Raw genomic sequence first — 13,613 nt, 5'->3', positions numbered from 1 at the left:
CGGGGTTGCTAGAGCGCGCGCAGGTGGCCGCGGATTCCCTCGCCGGCTTGATGCAGGTTCCCGCCGTCGAGCACCACGTAGGCCTGCCCGAAGGTGAGCTCATGGATCTGCGCTGCGGTCTGCCCCAATTCGCGGGCGATCCGTGCGGTGCTGGCCCGATGATCGAGCTGCAGCGAGGGGAAGACCAGCGAGAACACCCGGGAGACGAGTTGCTGGTGCCCTGCGGCCGGTTCCAGAGCCAGCTCCTGGGACAGCCAGCGGTAGGTGCCGTCGCCCAGCAGGCCGCAGGCCCGGGCGTGGGCCAGGATCGCCGTGGCAGGTGCCCCGAAGTGCTCTTCGAGAACCAGCAGCTGCGGGATCTGCAGCGAGTCCGAAACCCTGACCTGCAGGGACAAGGAAGGCAGCAGCAGGCGTGCGGCGAATTCATCGGCCTCGCGCTCGGCGGTGGCCATCTGCTCGCGGTTCTCGCCCAGCGAGGAGTGCATCAGCAGATGCCCCAGCTCGTGGGCCATGTCCAGGCGTTGCGCATTGCGGCTGCCGGCGGCCAGGAAGATGAAGGCCTGTCCGTCTTCCCAGAAGCTGAAGGTCTTGACCGCGTCCAGCGAGGCAGGCAGGCTCAGCACCCGCACCCCGTGGGATTCGAGCAGGTGCAGCAGATCGGGCAGCGCGCCGCAGCCCAGATCCCATTCGGTGCGCAGCTGCGCTGCCGCATCTTCCGGGGTGAAGCCGCACAGCTCGGGGATCTCGGTTTGCGGGAGCCGGAAGTTCCGCGTGATCAGGTGGTAGAGCTCCACGCCGTTGCGGCCCAGGGCGGCGGCTGCCACCTTCTGCGCGGTGCTGGTGCGGCGAGGGGAGCGGAAGAAGATCCGTTCGGTGTCGATGCCCCGGGTGGCGGGAAGCCGGAAGTACTGCGGCGCGCAGTCCAGCGCATCGGCCAGCGCAAGGGAAAGATCCTCGGGAGCACGAGCTAGTTCGCGCTCGCAAATGCCCAGCGAGGCGGCCAAGGCGGACCGGCTCAGCGCCGCACGTTCGCGTGCCAGCCTGATTCTGGTCGGTTCCAAAGTCATGAGGTTCCTGCAATCTTCCAAAAGGCGATCTTAATCGTCTAATGACCTCAGACTAGTGGCCTATGCCACAAAGTACCAATTGGGCGTAGCTTCGTGAAGTAACACGCTCTGACTAGTGCAAAAGGCCCGCAGGCGATATCTGCGGGCCTTGTCGCACCTAGATCCTGCTGGCCGCTTCCTGCAGCACGGTGCGCAGGATGGATTCGATCTGGTCGAACTCCGGCTGCCCGATGGTGATCGGCGGAGCCAGTTGGATGACCGGGTCGCCGCGGTCGTCGGCGCGGCAGTACAGTCCGGCCTCCCATAGTGCCGGAGTCAGGTACCCGCGCAGCAGGCGTTCGGACTCGGCGTCGTTGAAGGTTTCCTTGGTCGCCTTGTCCTTGACCAGCTCGATTCCGTAGAAGTACCCGGCACCGCGCACATCGCCGACGATATCCAGGTCGGTGAGCTTGGAGAGCGTGGACTTGAACGCGTCGGCATTGTTCTTGACGTTCTCGTTCAGGCCCTCGCGTTCGAAGATGTCCAGATTCGCCATCGCCACCGCTGCGGCCACCGGATGCCCGCCGAAGGTGTAGCCGTGGTAGAACGTGGTGTCGCCCTTGGTGAACGGCTCGAACAGCTTGTCGGAAACGACCATTACGCCCAGCGGGGCATAGCCGCTGGTCAGCGCCTTGGCCGAGGTGATGATGTCCGGGACGTAGCCGAAGTCATTGCAGGCGAACATGGAGCCGATGCGGCCGAAGGCGCAGATGGTCTCATCGGAGACCAGCAGCACGTCGTGCTCGTCGCAGATTTCGCGCACCCGGTCGAAGTATCCAGGAGGCGGCGGGAAGCAGCCACCGGAGTTCTGCACCGGTTCCAGGAACACCGCTGCCACGGTGTCGGGGCCTTCGAACTCGATGGCTTCGCGGATACGCTCTGCGGCCCACAGCCCGAAGTCCTTCTCGTTGTCGGCGAACATCTCCGGGGCGCGGTAGAAGTTCGTGTTCGGCACGCGGAAGGTGCCGGGCACCAGCGGTTCGAACGGGGTCTTCATATCCGGCAGCGAGGTGATGGCCAACGCGCCTTGCGGGGTGCCGTGGTAGGCCAGGGCGCGGGAAATGACCTTGGTCTTGCCCGGCTTGCCCTTCATCTTGAAATGCTGCTTGGCCAGCTTGAAGGCGGATTCGACAGCTTCGCCGCCGCCGGTGGTGAAGAAGACGCGGTTCAGGTCGCCCGGCGCATAGCTGGCCAGGCGTTCGGCCAGGTCGATCGCCGGCTCATGGGCGTAGGACCACAATGGCATGAAGGCCAGCTTCTCGGCCTGCTTGGCCATGGCCTCGGCCAGTTCGGCGCGGCCGTGCCCGGCGTTGACCACGAACAGCCCTGCCAGGCCGTCGAAGTATTCGCGACCGGCATCGTCGTAGATCTTGTGCCCCTCGCCGCGCGAGATGATCGGCACCTGCGCACCGTTGGAAATTCCGGAGTGCCGGGCCATATGCATCCATAGGTGATCGCGAGCGGCCTGCTGGCGATCGGTACCACGTGGTGTGTTCATCGTGTTCCCCAGTTGTATTCCTGTTTTTTGAGTGAAAGGTAGGTGTACGTATTGGTGCTGACCACGCCTTCGAGCCCGCGGATCGTTCCGATCACGCGCAGCAGGTCTTCATCGTTCGAGCAGATGACCTCGGCGAGGATGTCCGAGCTGCCGGCAGTGACCACGCAGTAGTCGACCTCCGGCAATTCGGCGATCCGGTCGGCGGTGCCGCTGATGTCATTGGCGGCGACGATGCCGATCATGGCCTGGCGGGTGAAGCCCAATTCCAGCGGATTGGTGACTGCGACGATTTGCACGACGCGGCTCTCGACCAGCTTCTGCACGCGCTGGCGTACAGCCGCTTCGCTCAGGCCGACTGCCTTGCCGATGGCGGCATAGGAGCGCCGGCCATCCTCCTGCAGCTGCTCGATGATCTCCTTGGAAATTTCATCAATGGCCTGCGCGGTATGCGAGGGCAGCGTCATATCGACCTCCTAGGTCTAAGGGACTTTCCACAGACCCTACCTTCACTGAATCAGTTGCGAAAGAGGTATTTTCAAAAGATTTCAGTTTTCGTAACGCAATTTTTACAAGGAAACTTGCGTTCAGGTCTTGTTGCACCTGCGCATTGCTGGCAGGATGAACGTCAACACTCTCATGTGTGGCCGATCACATTCGTCGTTAGGACTCCAGCCATGTCGCACTCGCAACGCCGACTTCCGCAAGACCCGCAGATCCGCGCACTCGTCCAGGCCATGAGCCAGCGCAGCTACTCCCGCCGCTCGGTGCTTTCCGCCGCCGGCGCCCTGGGCCTGACCGGGCTGCTCGCGGCCTGCGGCACCGGTGGCAGCAGCACGCAAGCAGCCCCGTCGATCAAGGACATTTCCGAAACCGATCCGACGGTCAACTGGGCCAACTGGACCCTGTACCTGGATTACGACGATGAGAAGAAGACCTATCCGACCCTCGATGCCTTCACCAAGAAGACCGGCATCGCGGTGAACTACCGCGAGGACATCGACGGCAACGACACCTACTACGGCAAGGTGCAGGGCCAGCTCAAGGCCGGGCAGGACATCGGCCAGGACATCGTCACGCTGACCGACTGGATGGCCGGGCGCATCATCCGCCAGGGCTACGTCCAGGAACTGGACCTGGCGAACATCCCCAACTCCGCCAACCTGCTGCCGAGTCTGAAGGAAGTCGACTTCGACCCGGGGCGCAAGCACTCGCTGACCTGGCAGTCCGGATATGCCGGCATCGCCTGGAACAAAAAGGCGTTCCCGAAGGGCCTGAAGTCCGTCGAGGACCTCTGGGATCCGAAGCTCAAGGGCCGTGTCACCGTGCTCGACGAAATGCGCGACACCATCGGCCTGCTGATGATGCAGAACGGCGTGGACATCGCCGGCCAGTGGGGTGAAAGCGAATTCGGCGCCGCGACCGACGTGCTGCGCGAGAACATCGACAACGGCCAGATCCGCCAGGTCAAGGGCAACTCCTACAAGGAGGACTTCGTTTCCGGCGATGCGATCGCCGGCATTGTCTGGTCCGGGGACATCGTGCAGATGAACTTCGAGAACGACGACCAGTGGGAGTTCGTGCTCCCCGAAGCAGGCGGCACCCTGTGGAGCGACAACCTGATGGTTCCGGTCGCTTCGCCGCGCAAGGCCAACGCCGAGAAGCTCATGGACTTCTACTATGACCCGGCCGTGGCCGCGGAGGTCGCAGCCTACGTGAACTACATCTGCCCGGTGGTCGGCGCCAAGGAAGAAATGGAGAAGATCGACCCGGAACTGGTCAGCAACCCGCTGATCTTCCCGACCGACGCCGATCTGGCCAAGGCGCACGTCTTCCGCTCGCTGGAGGCGGATGAAGAGACCACGTTGAACTCTGAATTCCAGAGTGCCATCGGCGCCTAGAAGCGGGGAATTCCATGAGACAACGAGCCGAGATCTGCACGCGCAGAGGCGCAGTCCAGGCGCCTCGCCGTTCGGCGCCAACCGTTGACCAGAACCAGTTCCAGGAAGTGATAGGGGCATGACAATCTTGGCACCGCGTACTGAAACCACTGCCACCGGTGCGGACCTGCACCTGTCGGGCATCACCAAGCGCTTTTCCAGCTTCGTGGCGGTCAAGGAGCTCGAGCTGGTGGTTCCATCGGGCACCTTCTTCGCCCTGCTCGGTCCGTCGGGCTGCGGCAAGTCGACCACCCTGCGCATGATCGCCGGCCTGGAAGCTCCCAGCGAGGGCAGCATTTCGATCGGCGGGCAGGACGTGACCGGGTTGGCCAGCCACCAGCGTCCGGTGAATACCGTGTTCCAGTCCTATGCGCTGTTCCCGCACATGAGCGTGCTGGAGAACGTGGCCTTCGGGCTCAAGCGCAAGAAGGACAAGCAGGCTATGGACAAGGCGAAGGCCGGTCTGGAGCTGGTGGAGCTGGGGCATCTTGCAAACCGCAAGCCGATCCAGCTCTCCGGCGGCCAGCAGCAGCGTGTGGCCCTGGCCCGCGCGCTGGTCAACCGCCCGCAGGTGCTGCTGCTCGATGAGCCGCTGGGAGCGCTGGACATGAAGCTGCGCCGGCAGATGCAGCTGGAGCTGAAGAACATCCAGACCGAGGTGGGCCTGACCTTCATCCACGTCACCCACGACCAGGAAGAGGCCATGACCATGGCCGACGTGGTCGCGGTGATGAATGGCGGGCGGATCGAGCAGATGGGTCCGCCGCGCGAATTGTACGAACTGCCCAAGACCGCGTTCGTCGCGAACTTCCTGGGCAAGTCCAACCTGATGCGCGGCACGGTCACGGGCCAGGAAGCAGGGATTCTCAGCGTCCTGGTCAATGGGCAGAGAATCCTGCTGCCGGCTGACCGAGCGGTGCAGACTTCGGGCGAAGTGGTCGTCGGCGTGCGCCCGGAGAAGATCTCGATCTCGCGCGAGGGGTTTGCGGGGGAGAACCGCCTGACAGGCACCGTGATCGACGTGTCCTTCACCGGCACCACCACCGAATACCTGGTCGAGGTGGACGGGATCGGCACCATCGGGACCTTCGCGCAGAACCGCGGCCAGCAGCCGGCCGCCGAGGGCGACACCGTGCACCTGTCCTGGGAGGCGCAGCACTCCTTCGGCTTGGCCGGCGCCGAGCATGAAGACGCGGGGGTGGACCAGACATGACGCTGATGACTAGGAAGGGGATCGCCGACCTGCGCAGCCGCGAGGAGATCCGGGCGGAACGGCGCAAGGGGCGCACCGGCGTCTACCTGATCGCGCCTGGCATGCTGGTGCTCGCCCTGTTCTTCGCGCTTCCGGTTCTCGTGCTGCTGGCGATGAGCCTGTATGTGAAGCCCGAAGGCGCGGAAATCGGCGAGTTCGTGCCGGGCTTCGAAATCGGCAACTACGCCACGGTACTCGCCGCCTACTGGCCCGAGCTGCTGCGCTCCTTCGGCTTCGCGGTGATCGCCACCGTGCTGGCCCTGCTCATCGGCTTCCCGATGGCCTACCTGGTGGCGGTCCGCCTGCGCGAGAAATCGCTGCTGCAGGGCATCTTGCTGGTGCTGCTGATCGCCCCGTTCTTCTCCAGCTTCATCCTGCGCACCCAGGCCTGGAAGCAGATCCTGGCCGACGAGGGGTTCATCGCGCAGACACTGAAGTTCCTCGCGATCCTGCCGGCCGACGGACACCTGACCGCCACGCCGATCGCGGTGGTTGCCGGCCTGACCTATAACTTCCTGCCCTTCATGGTGCTGCCGATCTACGCGAACCTGGGCAGGCTGGACACCCGGCTGCTCGAAGCCTCGGGGGACCTGTATGCCAGCCCGATGACCTCGTTCTTCAAGGTGACCCTGCCAATGAGCGCCCCTGGCGTCTTCGCCGGCACCCTGCTGACGTTCATCCCGGCCGCCGGCGACTACGTCAACGCGGCCCTGCTGGGCAATAACCGCAATACGACGATGATCGGCCAGGTCATCGACTCCAGGTTCTTCAAGGTCATTGATTACCCGGGCGCCTCGGCCCTGAGCTTCGTGCTGATGGTCTCGATCCTGATCCTGGTCACGATCTATATCCGCCGCTTCGGCACCGAGGAGCTGATGTAGCATGAAGCAGAAAATCGGACGCTGGTTCATTCCCGCCGTCGGCGGGCTGGCCTTCATCTACCTCCTGGTCCCGATCGCCTACATCTTCGTGTTCTCCTTCAACGATGCAGGCCGCACCAACCTGGAATGGCGCGGCTTCACCCTGTCGAATTGGCAGAACCCCTGCGGCGCTCCGGCAGTGTGCGAGTCGCTGGTTCACTCGCTGCAGGTCGGCACGGTGGCCACCATCGTCGCCACCGCCCTGGGCACGCTGATCGCCATCGGCCTGGTCCGCTATAAGTTCCGTTTCCGCAAGCTCACCGACGTGCTGATCATCCTGCCGCTGGCGACGCCGGAAGTGGTGCTCGGCGCGTCGCTGCTGGCGCAGTTCCTGAACCTCGGTTGGGAACTGGGCTACACCACCATCGTGATCGCCCACATCGTGTTCTGCATGTCCTTCGTGATCGTCACGGTCAGGGCGCGGGTTTCCTCGCTGGACCCGCGACTGGAGGAAGCGGCCGCCGATCTCTATGCCTCGCCGCGCACGGCTTTCTGGAAGGTCACCTTCCCGCTGCTGCTGCCGGGCATCGTGGCCGCCGCGCTGTTGTCCTTCGCGATGAGCTTCGACGATTTCATCATCACGAACTTCAACTCCGGCACCTTCCAGACCTTCCCGAAATTCATCTATGTGGCAGCGACCCGAGGCATTCCGGCCCAGGCGAATGTCATTGGCTCGGCGATGTTCATCCTCGCCCTGCTCGTGGTGGTCATCGGGCAGGTAATCAGCTACCGCAAGAAGAAGCAGCTGGAAAATTCCTAGCTGCCCCGAGGTCGTGCCAATGGCCCGCGCTCCAGAAGCGCGGGCCTTTGGCATGCCCTGCGTGCCGGTCCGCCAAATTCATGAGGGCATTAAGGATCCTGGTACGGACCGGGCCAAGCGCTTAGGCCGGTGGCAGTTCTTCCGCTTCAACGCAGGAAGCGTGCCAGCGGGAAGCGCCCGAGACGAGAGCCCATTAGGATGGCTAGCGGATGGAAATGTTGGTACAGAGCTGAATTATGGGCATCTGACATATAGTAAATACTTAGCTTTACAGTACGTACCCTACTGTTTGATACATTCCCAACCCGATAATTGCAGTTCTCGAAACGATTGGAAACTTCATGAGCGATAAGCCAGTTTGGCTCTCTCAGCCTGAACGCGACGCCTGGCTTGGACTACATGCAGTCATGACTTTGCTGCCGGCTGCCCTGGATTCCGATCTGCAGGGACTGGAAGGTATCACGCTCTTCGACTATCACATGCTCGCTATGCTCTCCGAGGCCAAGGACCACCAGCTGACGATGACGACACTGGCCTCGCATACCAGCGCCTCGCTGTCGCGGCTGTCGCATGTGGTGAAGAAGCTGGAGAAGCGCGGCTGGGTGATCCGCGAGCAGTCCCCAGAAGATGCCCGTGTGAAAATCGCCTCATTAACGCAGGAAGGGTGGGAAGCTGTGCAGCAAATGGCACCTCATCATGTTGCTTCGGTGCGCGGGCTGCTCTTCGATACCCTCGATGACAAGGATGTTAAGGATCTTACGCGGATCACGCGCAAGATCACGACGTCGCTTGATGCAGATAATTGGATCCTGAACGCGGAGACTTCCGATTTGGAACACTGAGAAATTCTCGATAAGCTAATCAGGCGTTAATCGCGTGTGTTGCTATGCCGTCTAACGGCAGAACAACTGCGCGTTGCCCGTAATACCGAATATCGTGGCCAACTGAGTACGGGGAAATTGCTCGACCGGTTGCGAAGTTCACCGACTTACATACTTTAAGGCTCTTCGGTTGGTTCTCACCCAGCCTGGTTACCTTCCTAGTGTGCAGTATTAACGGTGTTTCACTGGTTGGCGGGACTCATAACGCATCAAGCCGTGTCGATATTTTAGGTATGGGCACTGTGCGCGAGTACCGCCGAATTTTACTACTAACTAACTGAGGAGTGATCATGGCAGCTGTTTGCCAGGTAACCGGTACTACTCCGGCCTTCGGACATAGCATCTCCCACTCGCACCGTCGCAACAAGCGTCGTTTCGATCCGAACATCCAGAAGAAGACCTACTACGTGCCTTCGCTGCGCCGTAAGGTGACCCTGACCCTGTCGGTCAAGGGCATCAAGGTAATCGATGCTCGCGGTATCGACGCTGTTATTGCTGACCTGATTGCGAAGGGTGTGAAGCTCTAAACATGGCAAAGAAGGATAAGGACGTACGTCCGATCATCAAGCTGAAGTCCACCGCTGGAACCGGTTTCACTTACGTAACCCGTAAGAACCGTCGTAACAACCCTGACCGCATGGTCATGAAGAAGTACGACCCGGTAGTCCGCAAGCACGTAGAATTCCGAGAGGAGCGCTAAGACATGGCCAAGAAGTCCAAGATCGCAAAGAACGAACAGCGCAAGGTCATTGTCGAGCGTTATGCTGCAAAGCGCCTCGAACTGAAGAAGACCCTGGTTGATCCAAACGCAACCGACGAAGCTCGTGAAGCTGCACGCGTAGGCCTGCAGAAGCTTCCACGCAACGCGTCCCCAGTGCGCGTCCGAAACCGCGACGCTATCGACGGTCGCCCACGCGGTACCTTCCAGAAGTTCGGCATCTCCCGTGTTCGCTTCCGCGACATGGCACACCGTGGTGAGCTTCCGGGCATCACCAAGTCTTCCTGGTAAGACCTGCAAGTCTTTTGACTTAGCAAGCCGCCTTCCCGTTTCGGGAGGGCGGCTTCGCCATTTAACGCCTCCACCACCGGCGTTTTGGCGGTGCACTCTCTTCCACTGGCGACGGTTTCTCCGCGCGGCGCTGTTGCCAGCCAAGCACCTCGGCAGTGGAATCGCGCAACGCGGTGATCACCGGGGGTCCGCCCAGCAGCTGGCGCCGTGCCTCAATGATGCGGGCGTTGAAATCCTCGATATGCTCCCGCACGGCACGCTCGGTGGGCAAGCGGTCCAGAGTTTGCTCCATCTGCTCATCTTCAACCCGCAAGGTCAGCGCAGGTGGTCCTAGACCGGTGAGCTGCTCGCGGCGCATCATCGACTTCAGCCACCAGTCGGGATCATCGTTGCTGGTGATGTGGTCGATCTTCTGTCCGGCGAGAGCCAGATTGTCGAAGTCGCCGCGGGCGAAGGCCTCATCGAGCACCGAGTTGGCCACCTCCCAGGCTTCGTCCTCGGCATGCAGCTGCAGGGGAGTCTTCTGCTTCTCAACGGGAGCCATCCCGGTGGCCTGCGCATACTCATCCACGGGCAGCGGCTCGCTGTCCTGCTTCATCTTGTACCGGGCCGCATTCAGCGCGGCATCCTCGTTATGCTCCATCTTCCAATGATCCCACCGCGGGCTGGAACCCGGCAATGCGCGTGCAGGCTTTCCAGAGCAATCCACGCAGGAGCTCGGCGAATAAAATCAATCCCCGCGGGTCCGCGTGGATCGCCGAAGATCATGGGCACCACGTGCTGCTGCGAGGTGTCTGGGGGTTTGGCTCAATTGCCATGTCCCACCGGCATTCGAGGGCCCGCCCTGTAGTAGCGTGTAACCATGAAGCCAGTGACCCCCTACCCGCAACCCGCAGCCGACATCTACGCGAACCGGAAGCGGTGGGCGACACTGGGTCACGGCAAGACCGTCGTAGTGACCGGCGCGAATAGCGGCCTCGGCTTCTTCGCCAGCCTCGGCTTGGCGCAGGCCGGTGCTCAGGTCATTCTTGCCTGCCGCAACCAGAGCCGCGCAGAACATGCGATGGGGCAGATCCGGCGGCGCGTGCCGGAGGCCCGTGTCGAATTCATGCAGTACGACTCCTCACGCATTGAATCTGCCATGGGGCTGGCGGCAGAGCTGCGCAATCGGCCATTGGACGCGCTGATCGCCAACGCCGGGATCATCCGGGCGCCGCGGGAACGCCAAGGGGGCCTGCTCGGTTATGAGCTCACTATGAGCACCAACTTCATCGGACACGCACGATTGGCCGGCGAACTCGCCGACCGCTTCAGCCAGCCGATGCGGTTCATCGGCCTGGGGTCGATGTCCACACGTATGCTGGCCACCGATCCGCAGAATCTGGCCTTGGCCCGCGATTACCATCCCTACCGCGCCTATGTGCAGTCCAAGGCGGCAGTGCAGGCGTTCACCCTGGCCCTGGACCACCGGCTGCGCCAGCTGGAACTGCCGGCTCGTGCGCTGGCGATCCATCCGGGATATGCGCTCTCCGGGCTGTCCCCGCAGGTGCCCAGCATCAATGAGCCGGACTACGCCAAGCGGCTGATCGGCCAATTGCAGGCTGGTTTCGCGCAGGGCAAACACGAAGGAGCGGTGGCCTTGGTCGAAGCGGCCTTGGCACCTGAATTGGATGCCGCGCCACGAGGCTGCTACCTGGGGCCGAAATTCCTGACGAAGGGCCCAACGGTACTGGCCAGCCCGGCGAAAGCGACCCGCGGCAAAGAGCTGCAAGGCAAAGCCTGGGAGCTGTTCGTGAAGGCAAATGAGGGCCTCGATCCGTTCGCGCTGTAGGTCCCGGGTGAACTTTCACACCTTTGATTTGGCTAAAAATTCAGCAGAATCCGCATGATGATGCACTTTTTGTCGTCGCCAGCTGGTAAGTTCAACTCTTGATAAGTCCGTGCGACCGCGCGGCGCCCGGGCCCGGAAGAGGGTCTTGGATCACTAGTCCAGGAGGACCATACATTGGCTATGAACCGTAGCGAACTTGTTGCTGCTGTTGCAGCGAAGACCGAAAACTCCCAGGTTGCCGTCAACGGTGTTCTGGATGCAGTCTTCGAGGTTTTCGTCGACCAGATTTCCAAGGGTGAGAAGGTGTCGATCCCAGGTTGGTTGGCTGTAGAGCGCACCGATCGTGCAGCTCGTACCGGCCGCAACCCGCAGACCGGTGAAGCAATCCAGATTCCTGCTGGCCACTCGGTCAAGCTGACCGCTGGTTCGAAGCTGAAGGCTGCTGTAGCCAAGAAGTAAGCTTCCTGTCGAGCTTTGCGCAAGGCCCGCCAACCGTCCTCGGTTTGGCAGGCCTTGCCGCGTTAAGCAGCGTTGCAATAGCTTTCATTCAGCTCGAAAATGGTGCCGTTGAGCCAAGAAAACTGCAATTAGTTGAAAAAATCCCGGTTTTCCGCCCGTTTTCCAGTGTTTCGGGGCAAAACGTTTGATATGTTCTCACTGATAAGTCCGTGCGACCGCGCGGCGTCCGGGCCCGGAAGAGGGTCTTGGATCACTAGTCCAGGAGGACCATACATTGGCTATGAACCGTAGCGAACTTGTTGCTGCTGTTGCAGCGAAGACCGAAAACTCCCAGGTTGCCGTCAACGGTGTTCTGGATGCAGTCTTCGAGGTTTTCGTCGACCAGATTTCCAAGGGTGAGAAGGTGTCGATCCCAGGTTGGTTGGCTGTAGAGCGCACCGATCGTGCAGCTCGTACCGGCCGCAACCCGCAGACCGGTGAAGCAATCCAGATTCCTGCTGGCCACTCGGTCAAGCTGACCGCTGGTTCGAAGCTGAAGGCTGCTGTAGCCAAGAAGTAAGCTTCCTGTCGAGCTTTGCGCAAGGCCCGACCCGCTCCGGAGAAATCCAGGAGGCAGGGACGGGCCTTTTGCGTTATCTGGCACCATTTGAGGCATACTTCTACTTCGCGTAGAATCAGCCATGATTGAAGATTTCCACTAAGAATGGCTGCCCACTGTGTCACAGAAACCCGCTACCCGCGTACTGCGCGGCTGGTTAGCGGCAAGCGTGTGCACCTGGACAGCTTTTGCCGCCCACGCCCACAGCGCGCCGACTGCGCTGTCGGTCGTGGCCATGGTGCTGATTACCTGCGTTTCCGCGGCGATCAGTGTTGTGCTGGTTGGCCGTAAATTCTCCCTGTGGGCAACCAGCCTGGTCGTGCTGCTCAGCCAAGGGCTCTACCACTTGAGCCTGTCGGTGATGAGCCACCCGAGCGGCGATGTTTCCGGCATGGAGCACATCCATCATGCGGGACGAAATCTGGAGCTGGCGCAGAACATCACCGCGCAGTACGCCAACGTGCATACCGAATCGATGCTCTACGCCCACGTGCTGGCCGCGATCGCCAGCGTTGTGGTGCTCAACGGCGGTGAACGCCTGCTCAAGGTCTTGGGCAGCTGCCTCACACTGTCAACGGCCCGGCGGATCCTCGCGCGCATTCGCGTGCAGGCTCCTGCTGCCCGGCCGCTCCGCGCCTACTTCCCCTTGCGCTTCCAACTCAAGCTGGCGCAACTGGGAAGGCTGCCGGAGCGCCGCGGTCCTCCCTGCTTCATTCTTGCCGCCTGAGAAAAGAATCGAAGCGCCCCGACAGGGGCTTGGAAGGAAAACCATGACCGTAGCAACCAAGAAGATCTCGCGCGTGATCGCCGTATTGGCGTTCTCCCTGCTGGCCTTTGCCGGCTCGATTAGTGCCGCGAACGCCCACGACCAGCTGATCGGCTCCACCCCGAAGGACGGGGCAACCGTCAAGCAGGCCCCGGAAGACATCACCCTGGAATTCTCCGGTGTGCTCCAGAGCTTATCCGGCGTGGACTCCACGGTGGTCTCGCTGACCCTTGATGGGGAAAAGATCGACGCCGAAGCGCAGACCAAGGGCACCAAGGTCACCATCACCCCGGCCCAGGAACTGGCCAACGGAGAGTACCAGCTGGCCTACCGCGTGGTGTCCTCTGACGGGCACCCGATCGAGAACAAGATCGGCTTCAGCGTCGACGCGCCGCAGGCCGAACCGACCCTGGTCAGCTCCAGCGAGCCAGCCGCTCCAAGCGAGACTGCCGGCTCCGCTGACGAGGAACGAGGCCAGAACCCGGTCCAGGAACTGGGCAGCTCGGTGAGCCCGGTCATCTGGGTGATCATCGGCGTGGTCATCCTCGGCGGTGCGCTGGGCGTGCTAGCCAAGTTCATGCGCCAGTCCAAGTAAC

General features: G+C 61.8%; 17 protein-coding genes. 13 read left to right on the top strand and 4 right to left on the bottom strand.

Annotated features, from left to right (window positions below):
- Positions 1-8: 8 nt before the first annotated feature.
- From ACR9WD_RS12675 to ACR9WD_RS12665, 3 genes are all read right to left on the bottom strand, one after another.
- Positions 9-1,067: an ImmA/IrrE family metallo-endopeptidase gene (locus tag ACR9WD_RS12675; RefSeq protein ID WP_038990281.1), complete on the bottom strand. Its 1,059-nt coding sequence runs from the start codon at positions 1,065-1,067 to the stop codon at positions 9-11.
- A 157-nt stretch (positions 1,068-1,224) separates the two neighbouring features.
- Complete coding sequence (locus ACR9WD_RS12670) at positions 1,225-2,604, bottom strand: aspartate aminotransferase family protein (RefSeq protein ID WP_073708008.1); 1,380 nt, start codon at positions 2,602-2,604, stop codon at positions 1,225-1,227.
- On the bottom strand, positions 2,601-3,068 hold the full coding sequence (locus ACR9WD_RS12665; RefSeq protein WP_066141175.1) for an Lrp/AsnC family transcriptional regulator: 468 nt from the start codon (positions 3,066-3,068) through the stop codon (positions 2,601-2,603). The genes ACR9WD_RS12670 and ACR9WD_RS12665 overlap by 4 nt, the downstream gene beginning before the upstream one ends.
- A gap of 210 nt (positions 3,069-3,278) precedes the next feature.
- Here ACR9WD_RS12665 and ACR9WD_RS12660 point away from each other — a divergent pair, with 210 nt between their 5' ends.
- The 8 genes from ACR9WD_RS12660 (at position 3,279) to rpsN (ending at position 9,363) form a co-directional block, all read left to right on the top strand.
- Positions 3,279-4,502 carry an ABC transporter substrate-binding protein gene (locus ACR9WD_RS12660; protein WP_073708009.1) on the top strand — a complete coding sequence of 408 codons (1,224 nt, stop codon included), beginning with the start codon at positions 3,279-3,281 and terminating at the stop codon, positions 4,500-4,502.
- Between the two features lie 118 nt (positions 4,503-4,620).
- Positions 4,621-5,754, top strand: coding sequence for an ABC transporter ATP-binding protein (locus ACR9WD_RS12655; protein WP_073708010.1), 1,134 nt, complete (start codon positions 4,621-4,623; stop codon positions 5,752-5,754).
- Positions 5,751-6,674 (top strand): ABC transporter permease, encoded by a 924-nt coding sequence (locus tag ACR9WD_RS12650; protein WP_073708011.1) that lies wholly within the window; start codon positions 5,751-5,753, stop codon positions 6,672-6,674. Before ACR9WD_RS12655 ends, ACR9WD_RS12650 begins: the two co-directional genes overlap by 4 nt.
- A 1-nt stretch (position 6,675) precedes the next feature.
- Positions 6,676-7,473 carry an ABC transporter permease gene (locus ACR9WD_RS12645; RefSeq protein WP_038990285.1) on the top strand — a complete coding sequence of 266 codons (798 nt, stop codon included), beginning with the start codon at positions 6,676-6,678 and terminating at the stop codon, positions 7,471-7,473.
- 341 nt (positions 7,474-7,814) lie between these two features.
- Positions 7,815-8,315 carry a MarR family winged helix-turn-helix transcriptional regulator gene (locus ACR9WD_RS12640; protein WP_073708012.1) on the top strand — a complete coding sequence of 167 codons (501 nt, stop codon included), beginning with the start codon at positions 7,815-7,817 and terminating at the stop codon, positions 8,313-8,315.
- A gap of 329 nt (positions 8,316-8,644) precedes the next feature.
- Positions 8,645-8,881, top strand: coding sequence for a 50S ribosomal protein L28 (gene rpmB, locus ACR9WD_RS12635; protein WP_013349911.1), 237 nt, complete (start codon positions 8,645-8,647; stop codon positions 8,879-8,881).
- Between the two features lie 2 nt (positions 8,882-8,883).
- Positions 8,884-9,054, top strand: a complete 171-nt coding sequence (rpmG, locus tag ACR9WD_RS12630) for a 50S ribosomal protein L33 (RefSeq protein ID WP_013349910.1) — start codon at positions 8,884-8,886, stop codon at positions 9,052-9,054.
- 3 nt (positions 9,055-9,057) lie between these two features.
- Positions 9,058-9,363, top strand: coding sequence for a 30S ribosomal protein S14 (rpsN, locus tag ACR9WD_RS12625; RefSeq protein WP_038990287.1), 306 nt, complete (start codon positions 9,058-9,060; stop codon positions 9,361-9,363).
- A gap of 61 nt (positions 9,364-9,424) precedes the next feature.
- Here the strand turns inward: rpsN and ACR9WD_RS12620 are convergent, their stop codons facing one another.
- A complete protein-coding gene (locus ACR9WD_RS12620; protein ID WP_066141167.1) occupies positions 9,425-10,006 on the bottom strand; it encodes a DUF1992 domain-containing protein in 582 nt (193 codons plus the stop codon).
- Positions 10,007-10,225: 219 nt separating this feature from the next.
- Between ACR9WD_RS12620 and ACR9WD_RS12615 the strand changes: the two genes are divergently transcribed.
- From ACR9WD_RS12615 to ACR9WD_RS12595, 5 genes are all read left to right on the top strand, one after another.
- A complete protein-coding gene (locus ACR9WD_RS12615) occupies positions 10,226-11,194 on the top strand; it encodes an SDR family NAD(P)-dependent oxidoreductase (RefSeq protein WP_083587006.1) in 969 nt (322 codons plus the stop codon).
- Positions 11,195-11,368: 174 nt separating this feature from the next.
- Complete coding sequence (locus ACR9WD_RS12610; RefSeq protein ID WP_013349906.1) at positions 11,369-11,653, top strand: HU family DNA-binding protein; 285 nt, start codon at positions 11,369-11,371, stop codon at positions 11,651-11,653.
- 274 nt (positions 11,654-11,927) lie between these two features.
- Positions 11,928-12,212 (top strand): HU family DNA-binding protein, encoded by a 285-nt coding sequence (locus ACR9WD_RS12605; protein WP_013349906.1) that lies wholly within the window; start codon positions 11,928-11,930, stop codon positions 12,210-12,212.
- A gap of 157 nt (positions 12,213-12,369) precedes the next feature.
- Positions 12,370-12,978: a hypothetical protein gene (locus tag ACR9WD_RS12600; RefSeq protein WP_073705793.1), complete on the top strand. Its 609-nt coding sequence runs from the start codon at positions 12,370-12,372 to the stop codon at positions 12,976-12,978.
- A 43-nt stretch (positions 12,979-13,021) separates the two neighbouring features.
- Positions 13,022-13,612 (top strand): copper resistance CopC family protein, encoded by a 591-nt coding sequence (locus ACR9WD_RS12595; RefSeq protein ID WP_170214650.1) that lies wholly within the window; start codon positions 13,022-13,024, stop codon positions 13,610-13,612.
- Position 13,613: the final 1 nt, after the last annotated feature.

This window comes from Glutamicibacter sp. PAEs-4 (genome assembly GCF_051161755.1).
GTDB lineage: Bacteria > Actinomycetota > Actinomycetes > Actinomycetales > Micrococcaceae > Glutamicibacter > Glutamicibacter nicotianae.
Note: the sequence above shows the minus strand (reverse complement) of the source record. Positions and strands in the feature narration are given on the sequence as shown.

Coding starts and splice junctions, on each gene's coding strand:
- ACR9WD_RS12675 (WP_038990281.1), bottom strand. CDS start 1,067: ATGACTTTGGAACCGACCAGAATCAGGCTGGCACGCGAACGTGCGGCG.
- ACR9WD_RS12670 (WP_073708008.1), bottom strand. CDS start 2,604: ATGAACACACCACGTGGTACCGATCGCCAGCAGGCCGCTCGCGATCAC.
- ACR9WD_RS12665 (WP_066141175.1), bottom strand. CDS start 3,068: ATGACGCTGCCCTCGCATACCGCGCAGGCCATTGATGAAATTTCCAAG.
- ACR9WD_RS12660 (WP_073708009.1), top strand. CDS start 3,279: ATGTCGCACTCGCAACGCCGACTTCCGCAAGACCCGCAGATCCGCGCA.
- ACR9WD_RS12655 (WP_073708010.1), top strand. CDS start 4,621: ATGACAATCTTGGCACCGCGTACTGAAACCACTGCCACCGGTGCGGAC.
- ACR9WD_RS12650 (WP_073708011.1), top strand. CDS start 5,751: ATGACGCTGATGACTAGGAAGGGGATCGCCGACCTGCGCAGCCGCGAG.
- ACR9WD_RS12645 (WP_038990285.1), top strand. CDS start 6,676: ATGAAGCAGAAAATCGGACGCTGGTTCATTCCCGCCGTCGGCGGGCTG.
- ACR9WD_RS12640 (WP_073708012.1), top strand. CDS start 7,815: ATGAGCGATAAGCCAGTTTGGCTCTCTCAGCCTGAACGCGACGCCTGG.
- rpmB (WP_013349911.1), top strand. CDS start 8,645: ATGGCAGCTGTTTGCCAGGTAACCGGTACTACTCCGGCCTTCGGACAT.
- rpmG (WP_013349910.1), top strand. CDS start 8,884: ATGGCAAAGAAGGATAAGGACGTACGTCCGATCATCAAGCTGAAGTCC.
- rpsN (WP_038990287.1), top strand. CDS start 9,058: ATGGCCAAGAAGTCCAAGATCGCAAAGAACGAACAGCGCAAGGTCATT.
- ACR9WD_RS12620 (WP_066141167.1), bottom strand. CDS start 10,006: ATGGAGCATAACGAGGATGCCGCGCTGAATGCGGCCCGGTACAAGATG.
- ACR9WD_RS12615 (WP_083587006.1), top strand. CDS start 10,226: ATGAAGCCAGTGACCCCCTACCCGCAACCCGCAGCCGACATCTACGCG.
- ACR9WD_RS12595 (WP_170214650.1), top strand. CDS start 13,022: ATGACCGTAGCAACCAAGAAGATCTCGCGCGTGATCGCCGTATTGGCG.